At 64.4% G+C, this 25278-nt stretch carries 28 protein-coding genes; 16 read left to right on the top strand and 12 right to left on the bottom strand.

What is annotated here, in order from left to right:
• Positions 1-367 precede the first annotated feature (367 nt).
• Positions 368-1573 (bottom strand): CaiB/BaiF CoA transferase family protein, encoded by a 1206-nt coding sequence (locus AC5Y4F_RS03870; protein ID WP_499995212.1) that lies wholly within the window; start codon positions 1571-1573, stop codon positions 368-370.
• Positions 1574-1939: 366 nt separating this feature from the next.
• Between AC5Y4F_RS03870 and AC5Y4F_RS03875 the strand changes: the two genes are divergently transcribed.
• The 6 genes from AC5Y4F_RS03875 (at position 1940) to AC5Y4F_RS03900 (ending at position 6356) form a co-directional block, all read left to right on the top strand.
• Entirely contained in the window at positions 1940-2641 is a 702-nt protein-coding gene (locus AC5Y4F_RS03875; protein WP_499995213.1) for an SDR family NAD(P)-dependent oxidoreductase, read from the top strand.
• 53 nt (positions 2642-2694) lie between these two features.
• Positions 2695-2895 carry a ferredoxin gene (locus tag AC5Y4F_RS03880; protein ID WP_067939940.1) on the top strand — a complete coding sequence of 67 codons (201 nt, stop codon included), beginning with the start codon at positions 2695-2697 and terminating at the stop codon, positions 2893-2895.
• A 47-nt stretch (positions 2896-2942) separates the two neighbouring features.
• Positions 2943-4307, top strand: coding sequence for a cytochrome P450 (locus tag AC5Y4F_RS03885; RefSeq protein WP_499995215.1), 1365 nt, complete (start codon positions 2943-2945; stop codon positions 4305-4307).
• Positions 4308-4406: 99 nt separating this feature from the next.
• Positions 4407-4853 (top strand): hypothetical protein, encoded by a 447-nt coding sequence (locus AC5Y4F_RS03890; protein WP_067939943.1) that lies wholly within the window; start codon positions 4407-4409, stop codon positions 4851-4853.
• Positions 4854-4908: 55 nt separating this feature from the next.
• Entirely contained in the window at positions 4909-5787 is an 879-nt protein-coding gene (locus tag AC5Y4F_RS03895) for an Rv1363c family protein (protein WP_067939945.1), read from the top strand.
• A complete protein-coding gene (locus AC5Y4F_RS03900) occupies positions 5784-6356 on the top strand; it encodes a hypothetical protein (RefSeq protein WP_067939947.1) in 573 nt (190 codons plus the stop codon). Before AC5Y4F_RS03895 ends, AC5Y4F_RS03900 begins: the two co-directional genes overlap by 4 nt.
• 143 nt (positions 6357-6499) lie before the next feature.
• Here AC5Y4F_RS03900 and AC5Y4F_RS03905 read toward each other — a convergent pair whose 3' ends face one another.
• The 10 genes from AC5Y4F_RS03905 to AC5Y4F_RS03950 all read right to left on the bottom strand — a co-directional run bounded on the left by AC5Y4F_RS03905 (position 6500) and on the right by AC5Y4F_RS03950 (position 15936).
• The gene (locus tag AC5Y4F_RS03905) at positions 6500-7678 is read right to left on the bottom strand and encodes an acyl-CoA dehydrogenase family protein (protein ID WP_499995219.1); all 1179 of its coding nucleotides are present in this window, start codon (positions 7676-7678) and stop codon (positions 6500-6502) included.
• Positions 7662-8660, bottom strand: coding sequence for an acyl-CoA dehydrogenase family protein (locus AC5Y4F_RS03910; RefSeq protein WP_499995222.1), 999 nt, complete (start codon positions 8658-8660; stop codon positions 7662-7664). The genes AC5Y4F_RS03905 and AC5Y4F_RS03910 overlap by 17 nt, the downstream gene beginning before the upstream one ends.
• Positions 8661-8783: 123 nt before the next feature.
• Positions 8784-9401, bottom strand: a complete 618-nt coding sequence (locus AC5Y4F_RS03915; protein ID WP_499995762.1) for a nitroreductase family protein — start codon at positions 9399-9401, stop codon at positions 8784-8786.
• Between the two features lie 89 nt (positions 9402-9490).
• Positions 9491-10885 carry an acyl-CoA reductase gene (locus tag AC5Y4F_RS03920; protein ID WP_067939954.1) on the bottom strand — a complete coding sequence of 465 codons (1395 nt, stop codon included), beginning with the start codon at positions 10883-10885 and terminating at the stop codon, positions 9491-9493.
• Entirely contained in the window at positions 10882-12228 is a 1347-nt protein-coding gene (locus AC5Y4F_RS03925) for a hypothetical protein (protein ID WP_067939956.1), read from the bottom strand. Before AC5Y4F_RS03925 ends, AC5Y4F_RS03920 begins: the two co-directional genes overlap by 4 nt.
• 85 nt (positions 12229-12313) lie before the next feature.
• Positions 12314-12772 (bottom strand): hypothetical protein, encoded by a 459-nt coding sequence (locus tag AC5Y4F_RS03930; RefSeq protein ID WP_067939958.1) that lies wholly within the window; start codon positions 12770-12772, stop codon positions 12314-12316.
• 10 nt (positions 12773-12782) lie between these two features.
• The gene (locus AC5Y4F_RS03935) at positions 12783-13448 is read right to left on the bottom strand and encodes a hypothetical protein (protein WP_369829744.1); all 666 of its coding nucleotides are present in this window, start codon (positions 13446-13448) and stop codon (positions 12783-12785) included.
• A 411-nt stretch (positions 13449-13859) separates the two neighbouring features.
• Positions 13860-14474, bottom strand: a complete 615-nt coding sequence (locus tag AC5Y4F_RS03940; protein ID WP_067940080.1) for a TetR family transcriptional regulator — start codon at positions 14472-14474, stop codon at positions 13860-13862.
• 66 nt (positions 14475-14540) lie between these two features.
• The gene (locus AC5Y4F_RS03945; protein WP_499995226.1) at positions 14541-15284 is read right to left on the bottom strand and encodes an alpha/beta fold hydrolase; all 744 of its coding nucleotides are present in this window, start codon (positions 15282-15284) and stop codon (positions 14541-14543) included.
• A gap of 7 nt (positions 15285-15291) precedes the next feature.
• Complete coding sequence (locus AC5Y4F_RS03950; protein WP_499995764.1) at positions 15292-15936, bottom strand: TetR/AcrR family transcriptional regulator; 645 nt, start codon at positions 15934-15936, stop codon at positions 15292-15294.
• Between the two features lie 45 nt (positions 15937-15981).
• Here AC5Y4F_RS03950 and AC5Y4F_RS03955 point away from each other — a divergent pair, with 45 nt between their 5' ends.
• The 7 genes from AC5Y4F_RS03955 (at position 15982) to AC5Y4F_RS03985 (ending at position 22555) form a co-directional block, all read left to right on the top strand.
• Positions 15982-17406, top strand: a complete 1425-nt coding sequence (locus AC5Y4F_RS03955) for an aldehyde dehydrogenase family protein (RefSeq protein ID WP_499995227.1) — start codon at positions 15982-15984, stop codon at positions 17404-17406.
• 12 nt (positions 17407-17418) lie between these two features.
• Positions 17419-17811, top strand: coding sequence for a carboxymuconolactone decarboxylase family protein (locus AC5Y4F_RS03960; protein ID WP_067939967.1), 393 nt, complete (start codon positions 17419-17421; stop codon positions 17809-17811).
• Between the two features lie 51 nt (positions 17812-17862).
• Positions 17863-18756: an NAD(P)-dependent oxidoreductase gene (locus AC5Y4F_RS03965; protein ID WP_067939969.1), complete on the top strand. Its 894-nt coding sequence runs from the start codon at positions 17863-17865 to the stop codon at positions 18754-18756.
• A gap of 250 nt (positions 18757-19006) precedes the next feature.
• Positions 19007-20098: an amidohydrolase family protein gene (locus tag AC5Y4F_RS03970; RefSeq protein WP_499995229.1), complete on the top strand. Its 1092-nt coding sequence runs from the start codon at positions 19007-19009 to the stop codon at positions 20096-20098.
• Between the two features lie 29 nt (positions 20099-20127).
• On the top strand, positions 20128-21273 hold the full coding sequence (locus AC5Y4F_RS03975; protein WP_067939971.1) for an amidohydrolase family protein: 1146 nt from the start codon (positions 20128-20130) through the stop codon (positions 21271-21273).
• Position 21274: 1 nt separating this feature from the next.
• The gene (locus tag AC5Y4F_RS03980) at positions 21275-21673 is read left to right on the top strand and encodes a Rieske (2Fe-2S) protein (protein WP_067939973.1); all 399 of its coding nucleotides are present in this window, start codon (positions 21275-21277) and stop codon (positions 21671-21673) included.
• A gap of 15 nt (positions 21674-21688) precedes the next feature.
• Positions 21689-22555: an alpha/beta fold hydrolase gene (locus tag AC5Y4F_RS03985; RefSeq protein WP_067939975.1), complete on the top strand. Its 867-nt coding sequence runs from the start codon at positions 21689-21691 to the stop codon at positions 22553-22555.
• Positions 22556-22560: 5 nt separating this feature from the next.
• Here AC5Y4F_RS03985 and AC5Y4F_RS03990 read toward each other — a convergent pair whose 3' ends face one another.
• On the bottom strand, positions 22561-23034 hold the full coding sequence (locus tag AC5Y4F_RS03990) for a hypothetical protein (RefSeq protein WP_067939977.1): 474 nt from the start codon (positions 23032-23034) through the stop codon (positions 22561-22563).
• Positions 23035-23070: 36 nt separating this feature from the next.
• Here AC5Y4F_RS03990 and AC5Y4F_RS03995 point away from each other — a divergent pair, with 36 nt between their 5' ends.
• The 3 genes from AC5Y4F_RS03995 to AC5Y4F_RS04005 all read left to right on the top strand — a co-directional run bounded on the left by AC5Y4F_RS03995 (position 23071) and on the right by AC5Y4F_RS04005 (position 25216).
• Positions 23071-24375, top strand: a complete 1305-nt coding sequence (locus AC5Y4F_RS03995; protein ID WP_067940086.1) for an NADH-ubiquinone oxidoreductase-F iron-sulfur binding region domain-containing protein — start codon at positions 23071-23073, stop codon at positions 24373-24375.
• Positions 24372-24668: a ferredoxin gene (locus tag AC5Y4F_RS04000; protein WP_067939979.1), complete on the top strand. Its 297-nt coding sequence runs from the start codon at positions 24372-24374 to the stop codon at positions 24666-24668. The genes AC5Y4F_RS03995 and AC5Y4F_RS04000 overlap by 4 nt, the downstream gene beginning before the upstream one ends.
• A 227-nt stretch (positions 24669-24895) precedes the next feature.
• Positions 24896-25216 carry a hypothetical protein gene (locus tag AC5Y4F_RS04005; RefSeq protein WP_067939981.1) on the top strand — a complete coding sequence of 107 codons (321 nt, stop codon included), beginning with the start codon at positions 24896-24898 and terminating at the stop codon, positions 25214-25216.
• Positions 25217-25278 lie beyond the last annotated feature (62 nt).

The following is a 25278-nucleotide window of genomic DNA, read 5'->3' on the forward strand; positions in this document are numbered from 1 at the left end:
GCTGCCCCTCCCCGCGCTACGAGACCGGCAGTCTTGTTGTTGCGCACAGGTTGAGGTAACGTCGGCTCAACCAGCCGTCCCAAACAGGCCCCGCCGACCACGAAACGCCCAGCGGACAGCTGAGATTCGGCGCCCATCATCGGCGCGGCAGCGCTTCGGATCCTCACGCCGGGGCCTCCGTTCAATCGCGTGAGTTGACGCCCCAAAACGCTCAGCTCCCCGTCTTGAAGCGTCCGGCGATTATGACTCATGCCGAGTCCAGGTGGAGCAAAAAACACAGAACCGTTATCGGACGGCCTGTAACCGCAGCGCGGGCGCAGACAACGTCACATTCGTTGGTGGGCTGACACATTGCGGCTCCAGAGTTTTAGGTGACGGCGCCGGCCGTCTTGAGTTCGATGATGCGGTCCCAGTCGAGGCCTAGCTCCCTTAGGATCTCGTCGGTCTGCTCAGCGAATCCGGGCGCTGGCCCGGTCTGTGGCGCTGCGACGTCGAACTGTACCGGGTTGGCCACCAGCTCGAGTTCACCCGCCCGCACCAGGTACTCGTTCGAGCGGATCTGTGCGTCGTTGGCCGCTTGTAGGGTGTCCTGCACGGGAGCCCACGGGCCGGCGAGCGTAGCGAAGCGTTCGCTCCACTCCGCCAGCGTGCGGGTGGCGATGGCCTTGGTCAGCAGTTCCACCGCATCGGCCGTGTTGGCGGCGATGTTCTCTACGGTGTCGAAGCGCGGGTCGTCCGCCAACTCCGGCAGGTCGACATGGCGGCACACGTCGGCCCAGAACTTGGTGGGCTGCATCATCACGAAGGAGATGTAGCGCCCGTCGGATGTCGTGTACAGCCCCACCAACGGGTTATTGGGCGCCCCGTGCACCCCGGGTGGCGGCGCTTCCAGGCGCTGCCCCAAATGGTTCGTCAGCGCAACTGTGTGCCCCATCGACCACAGCCCGCTGCCCAACAGGGACACGTCGACGACGGACGGTTCGCCACTGCGCTCACGCTTGAGCAGCGCCGCCGCGATGCCACCGGCGAGGTTGGTACCCGAAATGGTGTCGCCGTACGCCGGTCCGGGCGGTGCGATCATGCCCGGCATGCCGGCGGGGGTGATGGTGGCGGCGGTGCCGGCTCGGCACCAGAAGGCGGTCATGTCGTAGCCGCCTTTGGTCGACTCTTCGCCGCGCGGGCCGAGCGCGCTCCCCCGCGCGTAGACGATGTTCGGGTTGACGGTGCGAATGTCGTCGACGTCGATGCCGAACTTCCGCCGGTGGTCTGGCAGGAAACTGGTCAGGAAGACATCGGCGCGACGAGCCAGCTCGTACAGCACTTCCTTGCCCGCGGGCACCGACATGTCGAGTCCGATGCTGCGCTTGCCGCGGTTGGCGTGCTCGATGTTGGGGTTGGGATCGCCTTCGACGCGCAGCATCCCGGTCTGCCGCAGCCCGCGCTGGGGATCACCGGTCACCGCGTGCTCGACCTTGACCACGTCGGCGCCCCATTCGGCGAGCACCGCACCCGCCGACGGCACGAACCCGTACATGGCGACTTCGAGGACGCGGATGCCTTCGAGCGGCCTCATGCGCCGGCTCCTTCCGCCGAGGCGGCTGGCACGGCGATGGTCACTGTGATTCCAGTGGCGGGCTCGGCCGTGTCCTGGGCAGGCATCCTTGACCCCCTAACGTGGTGGCGATCACGATAACTTCATTCTCCTCCCCGGCGAATCTTACATTCGAGTTTCGATAATTCAAGAAAGTCTCAGGAATGGTATCGGGGTGCTGACCAGGCCGGAAACGCTCGAACGCCGCCAGCCTGGGCCGCTCTATGCAGGCAGGACGTGCTGTTGCGCGCGTGTTGCATGCCGCTCCGCGCGGAGAGTAAGGTTCTCATAATTGTAAGGGAGATTCTTTGTGACTGAAATGGCCCGCTTCGGAGTAGAGGCCTCAACGTGAAGACCGCGGTAGTCACCGGTGGCGGATCCGGCATCGGTCTCGCCGTTGCGCGACGCCTGCGCGCCGACGGTTTGAATGTCGCCTCCATTGACCTGCGCCCGTCGGAGGCCGACTTCGCGTTCGCTGCCGATGTCACGGACCGATCGCAAGTGGATGCGGCGCTATCGGCCATCCGTGCCCAACTCGGGCCGGTGACGGTGCTGGTGAACGCCGCCGGACTCGACGGGTTCAAAAAGTTCAGCAACATCACCTTCGAGGACTGGCACCGAGTGATCGACGTCAACCTCAACGGCGTCTTCCATACGGTCCAGGCGGTGCTGCCCGACATGGTCGAGGCGGGGTGGGGACGGATCGTCAACATCTCGTCGTCGAGCACGCATTCCGGCGCGCCCTTCATGAGTCACTACGTGGCGGCCAAGTCGGCGGTCAACGGCCTGACGAAGTCGCTGGCACTCGAGTACGGGCCCAAGGGCATCACGGTCAACGCGGTGCCGCCGGGTTTCATCGACACCCCGATGCTGCGTGCGGCCGAGAAGAACGGATTCCTCGGCGACATCGACGAGACCATTGCGCGGACCCCGGTACGGCGAATGGGTACGCCCGAAGACATTGCGGCTGCATGCGCGTTTTTGGTGTCCGAGGAAGCCGGCTACATCACCGGTCAGATCTTGGGCGTCAACGGCGGTCGCAACACGTAAGCGGTGGCGACTTGTCAGCGACGTCCGGCAATCAGTGTGAGAGGAGAAAGCCCGTGAAGGTCTCGGTGGATTCGGAACGGTGCCAGGGCCACACCCTGTGCGCGATGATCGCCCCGGAATCGTTTCAGCTCAGCGACATCGACGGCAGTTCGTCGGCAATCGACGAGGTGGTACCCCCCGATCGCGAGGACCAGGTGCGTGAAGCCGCCCTGTCCTGTCCCGAGCAGGCCATCATGATCACCGACGACGCCTGACCCGACCCGAGTCCTTGGCTAGCGAAACACATAGGGAGACTAGAGCGTTGAGTGTCGACGACGTCGTCAACGACAGCGACCGCAAGAAGAACCGGTACCACTTCGACCGGCATTCCTCCGAGTACCGGTCGCAGTTCAAGAAGATCACCGAAGAGATGCACGCCAAGTGCCCCATGGCGTGGACGGAAACCTACGGCGGCCATTGGGTCGCGGCCGGCAGCCGCGAGGTCTTCGAGCTGGCCCGCTGCCCCGTCGTCTCCAACGATCACGACATCCACGGCGAACGCCGCGGCTACAAAGGCATTTCGATCCCCACCGCCAGCCGGGTCAGCGCGGTGCGCGGCGGGATCTTGGAGATGGACGACCCCGAACACCGGATCTACCGAACGGTGCTCAACCCGTATCTGTCCCCGGCGGCGATCAAGCGCTGGGAACCGTTCATCGATGACGTGACGCGCGCCTGCCTCGACGAGAAGATCGAGAGCGGCCGCATCGACTTCGTCGACGACCTGGCCAATATTGTGCCCGCTGTCTTCACGCTGGCGATGCTGGGCATCCCGCTGAAGAAATGGAACATGTACAGCGAGCCGGTGCACGCCGCGGTCTACACGCCCGAGCACTCCCCCGATATCGAGCGCGTCACCGCGATGCACCGCGAGATGGGGCTCGACATGGTCAACAACATGATCGAGATCCGCGCCAATCCGCGGCCCGGAATCGTGAACGGTCTGCTCGAGATGCGGATCGACGGCCAACCGGCACCGGAGTTGGAAATCCTGGGGAACCTCGGCCTGGTCATCGGCGGTGGCTTCGACACCACGACCGCCCTAACGGCGCACTCGCTTGAATGGCTTTCGGAGCACCCGGATCAGCGACAGCTGCTCAGCGATGAGCGCAAAATCCTGCTTGACCCCGCGACCGAAGAGTTTCTGCGCTTTTTCACCCCCGCGCCCGGGGATGGCCGGACCTTCGCAAACGACTTCGAGCTCGACGGCACCCAGTTCAAAGAGGGTGAGCGGTTGTGGATTTCGTGGGCAATGGCCAACCGCGACCCAGCGGTGTTTCACGACCCGGACGAGATCATCCTCGACCGTAAAGGCAACCGGCACTTCAGCTTCGGGCTGGGGGTTCACCGGTGTATCGGGTCGAACGTGGCGCGCACCGTGTTCAAATCGATGCTGACCGCGGTATTGGACCGGATGCCCGACTATCGGTGCGATCCGGAGGGCACCGTCCACTACGAGACCATCGGCGTCATCCAGGGCATGCGTAAGCTGCCGGCCACCTTCACGCCGGGTCGCAAACTCGGAGCCGGCCTGGACGAGACACTGGAGAAGCTGCAGCGCATCTGCGATGAGCAAGAGCTCGCCAGACCGATCACCGAACGCAAGGAAGCCGCTGTTATCGACTGAGTAGGTCGGGACGAACCGGTCGTTGACTGCCGCAATTTCTCCGAGTAGGGCTGTTCAGCGTGACCGCGCTCTATATTCAGGCCAGGCGCGTGTGCAGAGATGGGAGACGCATCGGTGAAGACTTTGGCGGTGAGCCTTGCGCTTGCCACAGCCTGGCTGTCTCTGACCCCGACCGCCCACGCGGACATGCAGGTTGGCAACTACCGGCTGGACACCCCCCGGGATCCTGGCCACAGCTGGATCTTTGCCATTCGACCGTGCAGATATGACCAAGGGCCGGAATGCCTCACCGTCCAAGGGGTTCCGCAACCCAACGGACAAGCGGCGCCCTGGAAGGCCGACGCTCACCTGTCTAACGGCCGCTACATCTTGCCCGTTGACGTACCGGACGGCGTGCGCTGCGTGGTCCAGTTTTTTCCCTCGCACGACGTCTACTCGTGGGATCCGGTGACGCTGACCGGTCAGGTCGACTCGACCTTCGACACGGGCTGCGGTGGTGGGCCGGGGGGCACCGCCAGTTGGCCGTTCTCGCTCGTGCGATGGTAGCCGCGTGAGAGGTACAGGAGTCAGTCGATCATGAGGGCGACGGGCAGTAGGCGCAATGGCTGAGGAGAAGAAACCGCCGCAAGATGCCGCCACCTCGAAAGCCGACGCGAAGGCGTTGCTCGAGGAAGCCGAGGCCGAGGCAGCCGAAGCCGAAGCGCTGGCGGCCGCGGCGCGCGCCCGCGCTCGCGCGGCCCGGCTCCGGCGTGAAGCGCAAGCCCAAGCTGAGGCAGAAGCCGAGGCCGAGAGCGCCGCAGAAGAATCCGACGGCGGCGAGGACGCAGCCGACACCACCGCGCCAGAGACCACCGAGGCGAAGACCGACAGCGTCACCGACGAGGACGCGACCGACGCCGACGGCGTGAAGCCCGAGGACGATGAAGCCTCCGACGAATCCGCCGAAGAGGCGGAAGCGGAATCCACGTTGGGCCGGTCTGGGCGACGCGTGCGAATGCCATCTTGGTCCGTGGCGTGGAAAGCGGCCGTCATCGTCCTCATCTGTGCGTTCGTCGGGGCCAGCGGATACATGGTGTGGCACCGCCATGAACGAACCGAGCACGACCAACGCGTCGCGAACTTCGTCGCGGGGGCCCGGCAAGGGGTCGTCAACATGATTTCCTTGGACTTCAGTAAGGCCAAGCAGGACGTCCAGCGGGTGATCGACAGCAGCACTGGCCAGTTCAGGGACGACTTCGCGCAGCGCGCAAAAGATTTCACGACCGTCGTTGAGCAGTCCAAAGTGGTGACCCAGGGAACCGTCAATGCGGCGGCCCTGCAATCCATCGATGGGAATTCCGCGTTGGTGCTCGTCGCGGCGACATCGCGGATCACCAACGCCGCGGGCGCCCAGAACGAACCACGCAACTGGCGGCTCAAGGTGACCGTCACAGATGACGGCGGGCAATACAAGATGTCCAAACTGGAGTTCGTTCCGTGAGTAAGGACGACGACAGCATCGACACCGCCGACGACTTTTCGGAGCGAACCCGGCGAATTCAACGTGGTGAATCGCGCGTACGGCGCACGGTGAAAGTCGTTCCGGTGATCCTGATTTCGTTGCTGCTGATTTCCGGTGCCGCGGCGACGTGGCTGTACTTCCACCAGTACCGGCCGGACAAGCAGACCGACGCCGGCGTCGCGAGCGCGGTCGTCAGTGCGGCGTCCGACGGAACGGTCGCGTTGCTGTCCTACTCGCCCGACTCACTTGACAAGGACTTCGCCGCCGCCAAGTCTCATCTGTCCGGGGACTTCTTGTCGTACTACAACCAGTTCACCGAGCAGATCGTGGCTCCGGCGGCCAAACAGAAGTCACTGAAAACCAGCGCTCGGGTGTTGGGGGCCGCGGTTCAGGAATTGCATCCGAATTCGGGCGTCGTGCTGGTGCTGGTCGATCAGAGCACCACGAGCAAGGACAATCCCGACCCCGCGATGGCTTCCAGCAGTGTTCTGGTGAGCCTGACCCGGGTCAACGGCGCCTGGCTGATCACCAAGTTCGACCCGGTCTAGACCCGATCCAGGGCCCTGGGCCCGCGCGCCTCTGGCCGTCGGCTTACTCGGCCGTCGAGTGTGCACCCACAACTTTCGCCGGGCGCTGGCGGCGGAGACACGCCGACGGCAACCGTCGTGGCTTCCCGCTCAAAGCCGTGGATTCACACTGACCGGGGCAGGCCGAGCACCCGCTGGGCGATGATGTTGCGCTGGATCTCGGAGGTGCCACCGGCGATGGTCCCGGAGAAGCTGCGCGCGTAGCGCTCGAACCAGCTGGCGAAGTAGTGGTCGAGGTTCATGTGCGCGTACGGCCCCGTCAGCGCCGGGTGCACAAGCCCGTCGGATCCCGCGGCCGTCAAAGCCAGCTCCATGCCACGCAACTCCGCTTCGGAACCGAGCAGCTTGAGCACGGAGATCGCGGCCACGTCGTCTTCGCCGCGCGCGGCGCGGGCCAGGGCCGCGGAGCCCAACAAGCGCAGCGCCTGCTTGTCCATGATCGTGCTGGCGTACTGATCGCGCTCAACCTCGGTGCTGGGATGGAAGTCGTCGATCATGTTCTCGAGCCGATCGGCGAAACCCAGCCACATCATGGTGCGTTCGTGCCCCAGCGATCCGTTGGCCACCCGCCAACCCTGGTCGAGCTCGCCGACCAGGTTCTCGGCCGGCACCCGCACGTCGGTGAAGAACACCTCGTTGAAATCCAGATCATCGGCGCCGCAGATCGACGGGAACGGACGGCGCACCAGACCCGGGGTATCGGTGGGGATGACGAGCGCGCTGATTCCCTTGTGCTTCGGCACATCTGGGTTGGTACGGACGAACGTCAACAAGATGTCGGCGTCGTGGGCGCCCGAGGTCCACACCTTCTGGCCATTGACCACGAAGTGGTCGCCGTCGAGCACGGCGCGGGTGCGTAGCGACGCCAGGTCGGAGCCCGCGCTGGGTTCGCTCATCCCGAGCGACGCGGTGATCTCGGCCCGCAGGATCGGCACCGCCCAGCGTCGCTTCTGCTCGTCGCTTCCGAACGACAACAGCGATGCCGCAACGATGTTCACGCCCTGCGGGTTGAAGCTGTGGTAGATCCGGCGCCGGCTGAGTTCCTCGAGGTAGACGAACTGCTGGATGACCGACGCGTTACGACCACCGAATTCCGGCGGCTGGCTGGGCAGCAACCAGCCGTTGTCGAACAACAGCCGCTGCCAGTCGCGCGCCCACTGCGGCATGTGTGAGACGGACCGGGGACGCTCGAGGGTTTCGCTTGCGGGAGGCAGATTTTCGTCGAGGAACGCCGAGAACTCGGCCCGGAAGTCCTCGACGTCGGAATCAAAAGTCAGCTGCACGGTATTCCTCCGCGATCCGCGCCCGGTGTTCTGCCGCGCCGCCGAGCATCAGCTCACCCGCTTTGGCTCGTTTCAGCGCGAACTGCAGATCGTTCTCCCACGTGAATCCCATTGCGCCGTGCAGTTGTAGGCCGTGCCGGAACACCAGCGACTGGCACTCTCCCGCCGATGCCTTGGCCATCGCCGCCGCGAGCCGGCGGCGTGGATCGTCGGCCGCTATCGTCAACGCGGCGAAATACGCCAGGGCCCGGGCCCGTTGGATGGCGACATGCATGTCGGCGGCCTTGTGCTGGACGGCCTGGAACGAGCCGATCGCCACCCCGAACTGCTGTCGGCTACTCACGTGCTCGAGCACCAGGTCGAGAATGCGTTGGCACGCGCCGACCATCGTGATCGCCATGCCGGTCAGCGCGAGATGGTGGGCGCGCTCGGCGTCGACCGTGAGCCGCTCGCTGTCGGGCACCCGAACTTGCGCGAACGAAAGATCGGCGACGTGCAGCACCGGGTCGAACACCGCCGAGCGCCGAGCCGTCACCTGACTGGACTCGACGAGGAAGACCCCGGCATCGGTCACCACCGCCAGCCGATCCGCGCGGTCACCGTCAAGCACATGGCGCGCCGTGCCGTCCAGCACCCAGCCCTCGGCGTCGCGGTGCGCCGTGATGCCGCCGTACACCGCGGTGCCCGACTGATGTGGGTCGAACCGGTCGGCGGCCAGCGGTGCGTACTGGCTCATCGTTGCCAGGAATGGGGTGGGGTCGGTGGCGCGGCCGAGCTCTTCGAGCACGATGGCCAGCTCGACGGCGCTGTCGGCATCGCTGAGTTCGGTCCAGCCCTGGTCTACATACGATTTCCACAGTGGGCTCGGGTCGACGCCTTCTTCGGCCACGCTGCGCACCAGCGAGGGCGGGCACTGCTTCGCGACGGCGTCGCGCACGGTGTCCTGCCACAGTCGCTGATCAGCATCGAACTCCAACAGCATCCGCGTCGCCTCTCGTCGTGACTGTCAGGCGAGAATAACATTCTCGGTTGCGGAAGTAATAATCTCTGAATCCGGGCATGGGTTCACCGGAATGCCGGTGACGAGCTGAATCCCTTCCGCGACCTAACCGCCCGTTACCAGGTCGTTGGCGGGGTTATCCCAGTGGTCGAGGTTCACGAACTCGGCTAAGGGACGGCGGCGCAGCGGCCCATGATTTCCCTTGGGCCACCCGATCACCACGTGACCGGCCACCAACCAGCCCTCCGGCACACCGACGGCGTTTCTCAGCAGTTGTTCACCGCCATAGGAGGCCCAGCTGGTCAGGCAGGCGCCGAGCCCCTGGGCCCGCGCGGCCAGCAGAAAGTTCTGCATGGCGGGAAAGATCGAACCGCCGAGCAGCAGTTCTGAGGCCGTCGGGTAGTGCGCCTGGGCGAACAGGACCGAGGTGAATTCACCGGCGCGGTCGTGCAATTCGTACGTAGCGCGGTAGGTGCGGGCGCGCCGGCTGTTGTCGTCGGCGGCGGGCCGGCTCATGCCGTAGACCGGCTCGATCACCGCCAGCGCCTGTGCCGCGGCCTTGGCCACCACGGCCCGCTGCTCGGGCGACCGCAGCACCACGAAACGCCAGCCTTGCGCGTTGGCGCCCGAGGGGGCCCATCTGGCCGCCTCGAGGCACCGCGCCAAGGTGGCGTCGTCGACCGGCTCGTCGGTGAAGCGCCGGATCGTGCGCGCCGTCGACATAACTTCCCAGATGTCCGCGCTTGCTCCGGTCACTGCTTCTCCTTCTCCGGCTCCCTCACGCAACCTAGCGCGCTGCGCGGCTCGTAAGGTCAGACGCCGTCCCGGGTGATGTCGTCGTCGCCCATCCAATGCACGAACCGCTGCAGGGGATACATCGCATCGTGCGGGCTGCCGAGCACATGCGCGTTCGCGGTTCCCAGCCGGCACAGACGTTGGGCTCCTGCGCTTGCCAGCCGGTCTCGCAGCTGCGCCTTGCGCTCGAACGGGTACACACCGATGGTCTGTGTGGCGACGTTGACATAGCGAACCGCGTCGTCGAGCGACGGGACCATGACAACGTTCGAAGTCTTATTGGTGGGCTGAAATTCGACGGGTCGATCCGAAAGGATCACCAGGCCACGCCCGTCGAAGCCGCCCCAGACCTTGAGATCGCCCATGGCCTCCATCACCTGAATTTCGTCGCGCACCTCCGACGACAGCGGAGGGCCGACGGCCGAGGCCAAATCGCGATCCACGGCCAGCCGCTGCGCCAGCGCGCCACACAGCGATTCGACCTGGGGCCGTTCACCTTCCACGAATGCGAAGCGGCTGGCCAAGCAGGCCTCCTGGTTGAACACCGTGGTGTCGGCCGCCAGCCGATCGGCGACATCGGCGACGCGATCGTCGGACTCGAACACCTCGCGCCCGATCATCGAGATCGAGGACTTCGGATCAAAAGAGATCAATTGAATTCCCGGGCCCAGGTACTGGATCACGTTGTTGATCGCCTCGCCGCCTCCCCAGGCAACGATCTTGTCGAAGTACTGCGGCCGGTAGAGCGTGCGTTCGATGGTGGTGTCGCCACCCTGCCAGTAGACCGCCGACATCGATTGCACGACGGGATGTTTCGGGTCTATCTCGGCCATGGTGCGCAGCACCGCCACCGTGGTGAAGGGGTCGCTCGACGGCATCTTGAACAGATTGACAGCCTTGACCAGGGCGCCCTGCGCAATCGACGCGACGCATCCCGACGGGGCATTGCCGGCAAGCATGTGCACCATTCGCGACGGGAACGCCCGCACCGCACCCTTGTTGCCGTATAGGTCGACGCGCTCGACCCATCCGTCCAGCTCCTCTCGATTGGCGAAGTTCGAATCGACCATGCTTTCCAAGAGCGGCTTGGTCAGGTACATCGGGGCCTGGTGATAGAGATTCTCCACAACGCGCCGCGGCAACGGGTTTGTGGCCGCGATCAGTTCCAGGCAGTGCTGCAGGTGTGAGTTGCGGTCCAAGTTCAGGCGTTCGCCCGTTTCAGCCAGGAAGTCGATGATCTCGGCGAGCTTGACGTTCAGCAGCGGCGGCAGCTGCGACCGTGGCATGACCAGTGCGTCAAGATCGATTGCGGGAGTGACGAAGTCGGCACCCAGATCTCGGGATCGCTGACGGACAACGTCCCCTTCAGTAAATACGCCCCGGACGAAATGGGGCGCCGCCAACGTGGTCATGCGACGCCTCGGACATAGGCGTCGATGCTGCCCGCGCAGGTGATCTTGTCGCCGCCTGGCAGGTCCACGTACCGCGTGATCTCGCGGCCCACCGTTGGGCCCTGATGCCCGCATGCGCACTTTCTGAAACTGACACTGACCCGGTCTCCGCTGATCACGCCACCCCAGCGTCCCTCGATCGATGCGTCGAAAAAGGCTGCCCGAGCCTCGATCTCGCCGTCAGCGGGATCCAATAACCTTTCGCCGGCCGCATCCAGCGGCAGCACGATTACCCAGGGTGAGACGTGGTACCGCTCGGCATGGCACAGTGGAAATGTCGCATTGATCTCGCGCATGCTGTACGCGTGATACAGCCGCTCTTCGGCGACGTTGAACGTCTCCATCACGTATTCGCGGTAATTGCCCGGTAGCGCAGCGCCTTTGAGTCCGCCGGCGACCATCATCGCGTTATTCGGATTGAAATCGCCGCCGCCGTGTCCCGTTCCACGGATGCCCTCTGCGATCTGATACAGCGTCGCGAACATGCCGGTTGCCAGCAGAGGCAGGTCACGGGCCTCGACCACTGCGTCGATTGCCTTCTTGGCCGAGATGTCCATATCGTTCGCGCGCTGAGTAGCGATGCGCTCGAACTCGGCGATCTCGCTGGGACGCGCGGTGCCGTCGGTGAGTTTGCGGCGCAGTGTGATGATGTCCACCATCGACCCGACGGTGATCGGTTCGCCATCGCCGAACTGATAGGGCGGATACTTCGACGAGAAGCAATCGACCATCGCCTGACGGATCGCATCCTCACGCGGAGCGGCGAATTGTGGTCCCAGGCCAAGGAATTTGCGATCCTCGCCGCGGGTCAAGCCCGTTGCCCACAGCAGCGCTTCGATGTTGATCCGCGCCGACAGTTCGATGTCACCCTCGGTGCACGACAGCATGGCGGGCTTCCCGGTGGTTCCACTGGAGCAGGAGAGGTAGTGACCTACCGTCTCGAGTTGCTTGATCCAGTCGTCCAGCGTCTGCACACTGCTGGTGTCGAGCCCGGCCACATCCCGCGTGGAGACGGTGGCCAGCCACTTGCCCATCCGATCCCACTGGCCGTCGTTGAGCCAGCCTTCCGCGTAGGTCTTGTAGGTGGTGTGGGCGAAAAGCAGCTTCACCAGGTCGGCGGGTCGTTCGATCTCTGTGACGCCACTGGATTCGGCGCGGTTGGCCAGCAGCGGAATGCGTTGGGCCTGAGCCTCAAGGCGCTCATTGGCCGCCTGCAACTGCAGCGGCAGCAGTTCGGTGGGCTCGATGTCGAAGCAATCCTTGGCTCCTACCAGCTGGACCAGCCGCTCGGTCGCGGATGTCATCGATGGCTCCTCTCTGACCGCACCGTCATTAAGTACACGCTACTGTATATTATTGTCCGTCGGCGGTCGAGGCGGATTCCACCCGTCACGGATGCGGCGTTGCGTGATCGCGCCCGGCTTGTTGCCGTGCGATCCGTTGATCGTGGATCCTGACCAGCTCGCGGAACCCCAACCGCGGATATTGCGGTACGGGCTGGATTCCCCACTGGTCCTTGGCCGTGTTGATGCCCGCTCCTTCGGGCGCGCCGCTGATCGGCGGGCCCGGGAAAGGGTAAGGATGTTGGCATTCCAACGACTCGTTGCTGTAGCGCACCTTCATCAGCTCGCTGCAAATGTCACGAAAGCTCAGGGTCGGGTATCCATACCAAATCGCCAAGAATGGCAGGGTGAATGCCCCTTCGACTACCAGCCCGACCAAACAAACCATGATGCCGCGTCGCAGCCACTTGTGCAGGCGCGCATACTCTTTGGTGGTGCCCAACGGCAGTTCGTCACCCAGCACCAATTCATCCAGCCGATTGCGCTCGTCCGCCGATGTAGTCATTGGCGTCTCCCTAATCCGTGAATATTTCGCGATTAACGGTGTGCAGGTAAGGAATCGCCAGGAATGGAGTGATGTACATGATGTCGTAGATCCACCATCCGAATACCGGGAACACCACCCCCGAATAACGGACATCGGCGTACACGGTCATGTTCATCACGTAACCGACCCAGATCACAACGCCGAACCAGCACGTGACCAATAGCCACTGGTAGCCCCAGCGCTTCATCTGGAGAAAGGCTATGGCCGCGGCGATCCGCATGGGGAACACGGTCAGGATGAGAGCGACTTCCCAACTCTTTTCGCCCGGCGCGCTCGCGCCGCCGATCCACAGTTGGTTGTAGTGCCAGAAATATCCGGCGTCAAAAGCGTTGCCCCACGCCGTATACAGGACGCGGTAGATGAGGGAGTGATTGGCGACCATGTCGAGGATCCAGCCCTGCAGGTTGAGCCCGGCATCGAGTATGACCAGGTATCCGATCAACGTGACCATGATCGGGCGTACCGACAGCCCGGATTTCAATGCCCGTCGAAGCAAAGCCAACCCGTACAGAAACAGCGGTAGACCGAAGATGCCGGGCACGTTGGCCCCCATCAGTAACGTTCCGGCGATCAGCCATTTGTCGGCCCGTCGCTGTGCCAACCTGCTCTGCTCGATTTGGTCGTCAAGCGACATCGACTCGGCGCCGGACGATGCGATTGCGGCAGGGCGTTGCTGGCCGGAAAAACGTTTGATCAGAGGAGGATTCATCGTCGGTCCTACCAGTCCCGCGTCGCCCACATCGACAATTGGATTCCGAACATCAGCAGCAGGTAGCCGTAGATGAAGATCTGGAAGACGATCAGGGCCCGCTTTCTACGCCGTTCCGGGTTCATGTTGGCTGGCTCCCTTCTCAAACGGTCGATGGATTTCTTCGGCGTTGCGTTAGTCGGACGGGTGGAGGTGCCGACTAGAAGGTGCCGATGCCGCGCAGGACGTAGTACCAAAAGCCCACCAGCGCAGCCGCTGCGCCCCATCCGAGACCAAGTCGCACTAATTCCTGCCACACAGTTGATCCTCCAATCGATCAATTGACGCCCGGTCGACTTATCGGGCCCCTAGCCCATGGCGTGTATTCGCGACGAACTCATCGAGTACACGACCGCGCGCCGGCTTGGAGTCGTGATTGGTGACGAGCAGCGCATAGAACCCCATCAGAAAGAAGAGCGCACTGTTCTCGGGGTTTGCCTCCGCACGGACGACTCCCTCGCGTTGAGCCCGGGCGATCTGCTGGGCGACGAGCGCCACCAGTGGATGGTCCGCGGGCTTGCCGAATCCAGGTGGTCGAGTCTGCGAAAAGTGCAGTGCCAGAACATCCCTGAATAGCCGTGTCCCAAACCTGGACTCGGCCGCCAGAACCAGGCGCACTACCTCCGAGAGAGTCGCCCATACGTCGGGCGCGGCGGCGACAAAGCGGTCCAAATCGCCCGCCAACCGGGTGACCAAACCTCGCTCAATCTCCTCAAGAACGTGCTCCTTGGTGGGGAAATGAAAGTAGAAGGTTCCGCGGGCAACCCCGGCTGCCGAGATGATTTCGGCGATATCCGCGTCCGCCATTCCCGATCGTTTGAACTCCGCCATCGCCGCGTCGTAGACACGTTGGCGAGTCTCGAGCCGCTGCGCTTGGCGTCCCCGCGGCTTCGCATTAATTTGCGCTGTCATCAAAGGCATCGTGCCGCATTTCGTTGAAAACTGTCAATGACAATTTTCAACGAAATGTCTCGGCCCCTAGAGACCGGCGTGCCGGCGGCACCGATCGGCCAGCGTGGCGGCGAGCCATCGTGGGCGAGAGAACATCACGTCATGGCAGGCGTCGACGCAGATCATCGTGTCGACACCGCCGAGGGATCTGATCGCGTCAACCTGCTGGCGCACCGACAGTGCTCGATCGGCCAGCGTCATGATCCACGTCCGCGGCACCTCGCTGGGCAGGTCGCTGCGGTCGGCCCGTTCGAAAATGACGTTCGGTGATTCCATGCACAGTCGGGACAGGGTCAGCGCGCGTTGCTCACGCGTCATGCCGTTGCAGAACGCGAAACGCGCGACCGCCCTGGGCATGGGGAACGACCTGTGAATCCGACCCGCCGATCGCGCCAATGGGACCAGGGGCCCGCGTAGTGCTTGCACCACGGACGAGCCCTGCGGCGGCACGAACGCCGCCAGCAGGATCATCTCCCGCACTCGCGCGGCCCCGAGCTTCGCCACGATGCCTGGCACGGTCAGCCCACCCATCGAATGCCCCACGACCACAACATCACCAAGACCGGCGTCGTCGATATCGGCAACCGCGGAGTTCACCCAGTCGGCGATTGTGACGGCCGTCAGATCTGCCGGCCGGCTGCCGCGGCCCGGTGAATCGATGGCGAGGACCGGCAATTCCGGTGTCTGCCGGGACAACTCGGCAACCGTGAGATCCCAGGAATCGGCAGCATGCGCTCCACCGTGCACCAGTACCAGCCCCAGCCATGCCATCGCGAGTTCAGCCCCGCCGCAGTATGCCGCGCAGGAACAGGTCTACCGCGTGTTGCAAGTGGCGCTCGTCCTCCTCGGGATCGCGGTAGATTCCGCAGTCCGCCAGCCGCGCGGGTAGATGCTCGACCAGCGCGATGAAGTGGCCGGCGGCCAACTCGAGGTCGTCGATCTCAATGACCCCGGCCTCTTGGTGGTGACTAAGCAGGTCCATCACCTGCCGGTGACGGGGCGACCAGGTCATCGAATGCGCGCTGACGGCGAATTCGGGGAACCGTGCCGACTCGTTCATCGCGATGCGCTTCAGGCGCACGATGTCAGGATCGATCGCCCGCGCGAGACCAGCGCGCCCGACCGCTACCAGGGCGTCGCGCAGGTCGCCGTCTTCCGCTTCGAAGGATTCTTCACGTTCCGTCCTTCGGGTGAGCGCCCAGGGAATTACGTCGAGGAAGACCGCACGCTTGTCGGGATAGCGGGCGTACAGAGTGCGCCGGGTGATGCCGGCCGCCTTGGCGATCGCGTCCATGCTGGTGCCGTCGTAGCCATGCTTGACGAACGTCGCGACGGCCGCCTTGCGCAGCTTTTGTTGGAGCTTCTTTGCTTCGGCCTGCGTTGGGCGTCCACGCCGGGTTGTCGTGACCACGGAAATATACATTAACGTGTAGATATCCGTCGGCGCGACGAAAGAGGTCAGGGCCACGTGACCAGCACACAGTCATTCATCAACGGCGAATCGGTGCCCTCGACGGACGTGTACGACAACATCGATCCGGCAACCGGAGGATCCCTCGGACCGGTGGCGCGCGGCGGCAGTGATGAAGTGGATCGCGCCGTCCGGGCAGCGCGAGCGGCGTCGAAGCACTGGCCGGACACCTCACCGGAGGCGCGGGCAACAACGTTGACGCGGATCGCCGACGTCATTGAGGAGAACAGCGACGGGTTAGCCCGGATGGAGAGTGAGGACACCGGAAAGCCGCTGCGCCAGGCACGCGCCGATGCCGGCGTCGCCGCACGGTATTTGCGCTTCTACGGCCACGCCATCGACTCCTACTGCGGCCAAACCATCCCGCTCTCAACGGATCTACACGCTTACACCCGGCGCGAGCCGTTCGGAGTGACCGGTCACATCATCGCCTGGAACTATCCGATGCAACTACTCGCCCGGGCGGTGGCTCCCGCGATCGCGGTGGGCAACTGCGCGGTGGTCAAACCCGCCGACGAAACACCCCGAACGGCAGTCGAACTCGCCGCACTGGCGGTGCGGGCCGGCTTGCCGCCGGGAGTGTTCAATGTGGTGACCGGCATCGGTGCCGAGGCCGGTGCGGCGCTGGCCGCGCATCCCGATGTCGACCATCTCGGCTTTGTAGGGTCGACTCAGATCGGGTCGGTGGTCGCCCGTGCAGCGGCCGATCGGGTGACGCCCACGACGCTCGAGTTGGGCGGGAAGTCCCCGCAGATCGTATTTCCCGACGCGGATCTGGCTCGCGCCGCGGAGTCGATCGCGAAGGCGATTCTGCAGAACGCCGGCCAAACATGCTCGGCCGGGTCACGCCTGCTGGTACACGACACGATTCATGACACCTTGGTCGACGTGGTCCGCCAGCATCTGTCGTCGGCCACCATCGGGCCCGGCATCGAGGACCACGACCTCGGCCCGCTGATCTCCCGAAAGCAGCAACATCGGGTTCAAACCATGCTCGCCGACAACGTCAAGGGCGAAATCCTCTGCGGCGGTGGCCCTCCGGACGATGCGCGACTGGCTGACGGCGCTTACTTCGCCCCCACGATCATCGACGGTGTCGACCCCGCATCGCCGCTCGCCCAGGAAGAGATCTTCGGCCCCGTTCTGACGGTCAATCGGTTTCGCACCGAGGACGAGGCGATCGAGTTGGCCAACGGCACGCGGTACGGTCTGATCGCCGCGGTATGGACGACCGATCTATCCCGTGCACACCGGCTGGCCGCACGGATCCGCGCGGGCCAGGTGTACGTGAACACCTACGGTGCCGGGGGCGGAGTCGAATTGCCGTTCGGCGGTTTCAAGAAGTCCGGCTATGGCCGCGAGAAGGGCTACGAAGCGCTCGATACATTCAGCGCCACCAAGACCGTCGTCGTTCACCTTTGAAGGAGGAAAGCATTGGATCGCGAAACCTATCAGCGGGGTCTCCACATCCGTTCGGAGGTACTGGGCGAGGAATATGTCAACCGCGCATTGGCCAACGCGGATGACTTCACCGGGCCTTTGCAGGATCTCGTCACCGAGTACTGCTGGGGCGCGGTGTGGGGCCGTGAGGAATTGCCACGCAAAACCCGCAGCATGCTCAACTTGGCGATGATCTCGGTGCTCAACCGACCCAACGAGTTACGCACGCACATCAAGGCCGCAGTGACCAACGGTGTCACCCGCGAGGAGATCCGCGAGGTCTTCCTGCAGGTGGCCATTTACGCCGGCGTGCCGGCCTCCGTCGACAGCTTTCGTATCGCGGGTGAGGCGTTCGCCGAACTGGACCGGGACCGTGGCGATCGCTAGCGCGGCGGAGCCGGCGCAGCGGGTCGCCACCATCGAGGAAAGGGGCGCGTCGTGGACGTCGGATTCATCGGGCTGGGAAACATGGGCTTTCCCATGGCATGTCGCCTCATCGAAGAACAGCATGACGTAGTCGCCTTCGACACGCGCGGCGAAGCCGTCGAGCGCGTCGCCGCCCTGGGGGCACGACCGGCGTCGTCACCCAAGGAGGTCGCCGACCGCGCGGACACGGTGCTGGCCAGCCTTCCCACCCCGGGCGCGTCGCTCGAGGTGGCCACCGGTCCCGCGGGCGTGATCGAAGGCGCGCGGGTGCAGCGCTACGTCGACTTGTCCACCGTCGGCAGCCGAACGGCGGTGCAGATCCATGGCCTGCTGGCCCAGCGCAGCATCGCGGCGATGGACAGCCCGGTCAGCGGCGGTGTCGGGGGCGCCGAGAAAGGGACGCTGGCGCTCATGGTGTCCGGCCCGCGCGGGGAATTCGAGGCCGTGCGAACCGTGCTCGAGACTCTGGGCCGGCCGGTGTATGTCGGCGACAAGCCCGGCTCGGCGCAGACGATGAAGCTGGCGAACAACCTTCTGGCGGCGAATGTCTTGACCGCGACCGCGGAAGTGGTCGTGATGGGCGTCAAGGCCGGCCTCGACCCAGGAGTGATGATCGAGGTGCTCAATGCCGGATCGGGTGCGACGAGCGCGAGCCGCGACAAGTTCCCCCGCGCGATCCTGCCGCGCACCTTCGACTACGGCTTTGCGACGGGGCTGATGCTCAAAGACGTGCGCCTTTACCTTGACGAAGCGAAGGCGCTTGGCGTGCCCGCCGAAGTTGCCGAGACTGTTGGCCGGCTCTGGGAGGCACTCGCCCGCGAGGAGGGGGCGGAGTCCGACTTCACGACGGTGATCAAACCGTTCGAGCGGGCCGCCGGCGTCACGGTAGGCGGGACTTCGGACTAGCCCATCGGGGGTCAGCCGTCGTGGTGACCAACCATGCGGATCGCGGCTGTCCCTGGACGGGAGAATGGTATTATCCATAAAAAAGAATCAGACTTGTTCGAAAACCCATAAAATGCCCGCTACCAGGGATGATGATTAAACGAAATGCTTACCGGAAACCCATTGATGGACCGCTGAAGAAAATGTTAGATTGGCTATCATATGACCTCGCACGGCCGGCTTCAGCCGCCGGAGCCGAAGGGTGGCCTTCGTGATCACACACACTGACGGAACCAGCGCACCGTTGATCGACGCGAGCGTGCACATCTTCTTCCCGTCCAACAAAGCGCTGCGGAAGACCCTGCGCGAGCCGTTCAAGAGCCGCGGCTTCCCCGACTACGAGATGGACTGGTATGGCGCCCCCGGCGGTGAGTACGCGCCCAACACCGAAGGTCCCGACCGCCAGTACCCTGGTTCGGATCCGGATTTCGTTGCCAATGAACTATTTTCGAAGCGCGGGGTCGATGTGGCGGTCCTGCATCCGATGGCGCGCGGCATCATGCCGGACCGGCACCTGGGCAGCGCGCTGCACGCCGCGCACAACGAGATGATGGTGTCGAACTGGCTGGAGTCCAGCCAGTTCGGCGAGCGGTTCCGCGGCACCATCCGGGTCAACCCCGACGACATCCCCGGCGCGCTGCGCGAGATCGAGAGATGGCGCGCACATCCGCGGGTGGTCCAAATCGGCGTGCCGCTGCAATCCCGTGAGCTCTACGGAAAACCGCAGTTCTGGCCCATCTGGGAGGCCGCCGTCGACGCCGGGCTTCCCGTCGCCGCGCACATCGAAGTCGGCTCGGGCATCGCGTTTCCGCCGACGCCGAACGGGAACACCCGCACTTACGAGCAGTACGTCAGCTTCATGGCGCTGAACTACGTGTATCACCAGATGAACATGATCGCCGAGGGAGTGTTCGAGCGGTTCGACGGCCTCAAATTCGTATGGGGCGATGGCGCCGCCGACTTCATCACGCCGTTCATCTGGCGCATGGACACGTTCGGCCGGCCGCACCTCGAGCAGACACCATGGGCCCCGCGGATTCCCAGCGATTACCTGCCGGGTCACGTGTATTTCGTTCAGGGCAGTCTCGACGGCCCCGGCGACGTCGAATTCGCCGGCGAGTGGTTCGGCTTCACCGGCAAAGACGACATGGTGATGTTCGGCTCGAGCTATCCACACTGGCAGTGCGGCGATGTCACGAAGTTGCCCAGCGCGTTGTCCGCCGAGCAGCGCGAGAAGCTGTGCTGGCGCAACGCGGCGCAGCTGTACGGCATAGACATTCCTGCCGGGGTGGGCGCACAGTAGAAAGATCGCGAAAGACTGAGGAGAACCAGATGACGTTGACCCATTCGCAGGAGCGGGTTCCCGCTACCGAGCGTATAGCCGTCCGCTGCGTCGACTCGGATGTTCACCCGGCCCCCAAGCGCGGAGAGTTGCTCCCGTATATCCCCGAGCCGTGGCGCAGTAAGTACTTCCTCACTCGCTCCATTGGCGAGCAGATCTACTACGACGCGCCCGATTACGCGCACTCCTACGCGATGCGCGTGGACTCCTTCCCTCCCAACGGCGAGTTTCCCTGCAGCGACCCTGATTTGGCGTTCCGTCAGCTGATCATGGAAGCCGGCTCCGACATCGCGATCCTGGAACCGGGCGCCTACCCGGCCCGCCTACCCGAGGCGCAGCATGCGATGTCGGCCGCGTTGAACGACTGGCAGGCCAATCACTGGCTGGACAGCCACAACAACTGGCACGAGCGGTGGCGCGGTTCCATCTGTGCCGCCATCGAGGAGCCGGAAGAGTCCGCCCGCGAAATCGAGCGCTGGGCTGGGCACCCCTACATGGCGCAGATCCTGATCAAGGCCGAGCCGAGACCGTCCTGGGGCCACCCTAAATACGACCCGATCTGGGCGGCGGCCACCAAACACGACATCACCGTGAGCTGCCACCTGTCACGCAGCCAGTTCGACGAGCTGCCGATTCCGCCGGTGGGATTCCCCAGCTACAACCACGACTTCATGGTGACGTACTCGCTGCTGGCGGCCAACCAGGTGATGAGCCTGATCTTCGACGGTGTATTCGACCGATTCCCGACGCTGCGAATCGTGTTCGTCGAGCACGCGTTCAGCTGGATCCTTCCGCTGATGTGGCGCATGGACGCGATCTATGACGCACGCAGGTCGTGGCTCGACATCAAGCGCAAGCCGTCCGAGTACGTCAAAGACCACATCAAGTTCACCACCCAGCCGCTCGACTACCCGGAAGACAAGACCCAGCTGACCCGCGCGCTGGAATGGATGGAGTGCGAGAAGATTCTGCTCTTCTCCTCGGACTACCCGCACTGGACGTTCGACGACCCGCGCTGGCTGGTCAAGCACCTGCCCAAGTACGCCCGCGACGCGGTCATGTACAAGAACGGCATCGCGACCTATCACCTGCCCGAGACCGTTCCGGTCCTTGAGGGTCAGACCCGGGTGCTCTGAGTTGACGGAAGAAACCAAGCGGCCCGAGCCACGTCTCGCCCAGGGCCGCGAGCACGTCGTCGCAACCGTAGACGAAATCCCGCCGGGCACACACAAACTGGTGCCGATCGGACGGCACGGCGTCGGCGTCTATAACGTCAACGGAACGTTCTACGCCATCGCGAACTACTGCCCCCACCAAGGCGGGCCGCTGTGTTCGGGACGACCCCGGGGGCGCACGATCGTCGACGAGACCGCGCCGGGCGATTCCGTCATGGTGCGCGACCTGGAGTACATCTACTGTCCCTGGCACCAATGGGGTTTCGAGCTGGCGACCGGCACCACCGCGGTCAAGCCCGAATGGAGTATCCGTACCTATCCGGTGCGCGTCGTCGGCAACGACGTTTTGGTTCAGGCCTAGCTACAGGAGAATCGGGTGCCTTCTATCGAGATCAACGGGGGAAATGTCGTCTACGAAATCCTCGGTGACTCTGGCGATCTCATTGCCCTTACGCCGGGCGGCCGGTTCAGCAAGGAGATCCCCGGCCTGCGTCCGCTGGCCGATGCTCTGGCCGCGGGCGGCTATCGGGTGCTGCTGTGGGACCGGCCCAACTGCGGTGCCTCGGATGTGCAGTTCTACGGACAGAGCGAGTCGCATATGCGCGCCGACACGCTGCACAAGCTGGTGACCGGCCTGGGCTTCGAGCGCTGCATTCTGGCCGGAGGCTCCGGTGGGGCAAGGGATTCCATGCTGACCACGATGCTCTACCCCGACATGGTCACCAAGCTCGTGGTGTGGAACATCGTCGGGGGCACCTACGGAACCTTCGTGCTCGGCTCCTTCTACATCGTTCCCAGCATCCTCGCGGTGCGCGGCACGGGCATGGACGGCGTGATGAAGGTGGCCGAGTGGCGTGAGCGCATCGAGGAGAACCCGAACAACAAGCAGCGGTTCCTCGACTTCGACTCCGGCGAGTTCCTCAAGTTGATGCTGCGCTGGCTCAACGCCTTCGTCTCCAAGCCCGGACAGACGATCCCGGGCGTCGAGGACGAGATGTTCGACCGGATCAAGGTCCCTACGTTGATCATTCGCGGCGGCGAGAACGACTTGGATCACCCGAAGCGGACGTCGCTGGAGGTCAGTTGCCTGATCAAGGGATCCAAGCTCATCGATCCGCCCTGGCCCGAGGACGCCTGGGAGCGCGCGTCCGAAGACCGGGCCGCGGGCCGGGTACAGCACTTCAACATGTTCGACACCTGGGTGCAAGCGGCACCCGCGATTCTCGAGTTCCTGGGCTCGTAATGGCGCTACACGGTATGAATGTAGACCTCACAATTGAGCGACGCCTCCAGCGCCGTGTGTACACGGCTTTCCGGAATCCGTTCGAGGTCGGACTCCCGCAGCGTCACGTGGACGATGTCGAATCCGTCGTCGCCGGGCGTGCGCTCGATGTCACCGGTCAACCCGAACGCGGACAGCACCCCGTGCGCGTCGTCGTCAGTTCCCCGGCTGACAAAGGTGATCACGCCCGGGACCGGTCCAACACCGAAGACCTTGGTGCACAACTCGATAGCCGTGCCCATGGCCGTATCGCCATCTTCGGCCGCAATGAGCAGTTCCACCCCGCGACGACTCGCCGGCATGGATGCGAGGTCCTTTTCAACGACGCCGACGCCGGCCTCGTCCGCAACCTCGAGGAGGGCCGCCATGCCGTCCCGTAGCTGCGCGGGCGTGAGCACGCTGTCGGGGTCGACGTTGACACGCACCACCGCAGTTCGCATGTGCGCAAGCCTAACCAAGACGATGGCGGGCCGACCGTGAGCACCACCGAATCCACCAACGTCACCACCGTCAGCGCACCTGGGTGCGCCCCGCGGCTGTTGAATGAGCAGACCGGCCAAGGTCGGGAAGACCTGGCGGCCTATCGCAAGCTCGGCGGTTACCGTCCGCTTGCCGACGCCGATGCATTCCTGCGCGAAGTCGAATCCGGTGGTGTGGTCGGCCGCGGCGGTGCGGCCTTTCCGCTGGCGGTGAAGCTGCGGTCGGTGCGCGACAACGGACGATTCATGGGTCCCCCCGTCGTTGTCGCGAATGGCGAAGAGGGAGAACCGGCTTCGGTCAAGGACCGCTGGCTGCTGCGCAATCGCCCTCACCTGGTCCTCGACGGGCTGCGGCTGGCCGCGACGATCGTGGCCGCTGACCGCGCCTACGTCTACGTGTCCGACCAGGAATCGGCGCACAGCGTCGACTCCGCGCTCGGCGAGCTGGATCCCGATACCCTGGGCGTCACGATCGACCTTCGCACCGTGCAGCCCGGATACGTGGCAGGCGAAGAGACCGCTGCGGTTCGGGCCATCAACGGCGGCCCGGCCAAGCCGACAGACAAGCCGCCGCGGCCCTTCGAGGCGGGAGTCGATGACCGGCCCACCTTGGTGAGCAATGTCGAGACTTTGGCCAACCTGCCCTACCTGCAAAGCCACGGCTCGGCTGAATATCGATCGGAAGGCACCACGCTGTCGCCGGGGACCTTCCTGGCCACCATCACCGGCGCGGGTAGGCCGCCGGTCCTCTACGAACTCCCCCACGGCCTAGCGTTCACCGACTTGCTTGCCTTGCATGGTGTTTCGGCAGACCACGTTCGGGGAGCGTTGATGGGCGGCTACTTCGCCGGCCTGCTCAACCGCTCGGTGTTGGCGACAACCTTGGACCACGAGACGATGCGCCGCGTCGGCAGCGGTCTGGGCTGCGGCGCGATCTCGGTCATCACCGACGAGTGTCCCGTTGCGGTCGCGGCGTCGGTGCTGGCGTACTTCGACCGCGAAAACGCCGGACAGTGCGGATCCTGCTTCAACGGGACGGCGGCGATGGCCGCGGCCGCCGGGGCGCTGCGCGACGGTGCGGCGACGACAGAAGATGTCGAACGGTTGCGCCGCTGGTCGGTGCTGCTGCGGGGACGCGGCGCGTGCGCGACGCTGGATGCCGCCACCAACGTTGCCGCCAGCCTGCTCGATCAGTTCCCGAACGAAGTCCGCGTCCATCTCGACGGCACGTGCCCGGACTGCGCACGCGGCCCGTTCCGCGCGGACCGTCCCTACGAGGCGGAACCTGCGAGGCAAGCATGAAAATCCGTCTCGACCGCACAGTCTGCGACGGCTTCGGCATCTGCGCCAAGCACGCGCCGGGATACTTCTCGCTGGACGATTGGGGATACGCATCGCTCATCGGGGACGGCACGGTGGCGGAACCGGATCGCGACGCGGTCATGCGCGCGCTGCTCGACTGCCCCGTACACGCGATTACCGAAATCGGTGAGCGCGCCCCCCGCGCTTCTCAGCCGCCGCTCGCCGACACCGAGGATCCTGCCGAGCATCTCAAAACCGAAGAGAACGAGGCAGAGTGGGGATTTACGCGCTGAGGACCTCACACAGAAAGTAACCGGTGATCAGGATCTTCTCGGCGTCGAGCAACCAGCCCTCCGAATATTAAGTACTTGATACCACGGTGACGCGCATAACTCCCGGCCGGACGGACATGCCACGCCGGCGGTGTGCCGTTCCGGAATGATTTTTTCTGGTCGTGGCGGTATCGACGCAATAGGCTGGCGTCATCCCAGGCCGGGATGACGCCAAGGGGAGGCCCACCATGAGGTGGTTATTTCGTCGTCTGACCGCTGTCGTTGTGGCTGCCACGGGCGCGATCGCGGCCACGGTGATCGCGACGCCGGGGATCAGCTCGGCGGAGTGCGATTCCAACATGTCGTGGAATGTGGCGACGTTCGAATGCAAACCGCCGCCCGCGTCACCAGAGTGGTACGCGCCCAAGCCGCCATACGCGCCCCCATTTGCGTCGCAGGACGTGCCGCCCCCGCCGCCACGGCCATGGTGGTCACCGAACGAACCGATGTGGAGTGTCGGCTTTCACCAGTGGGGTGCATATTTCAACGGCGTCTGGGTGCCGTACTGACGGCGGCACGTCTCTGCCGAGGCTGAAGTTAGCTAGATAACCGGCGCGGCGCCTTTACCCGA

This window comes from Mycobacterium sp. NGS56, assembly GCF_059812425.1.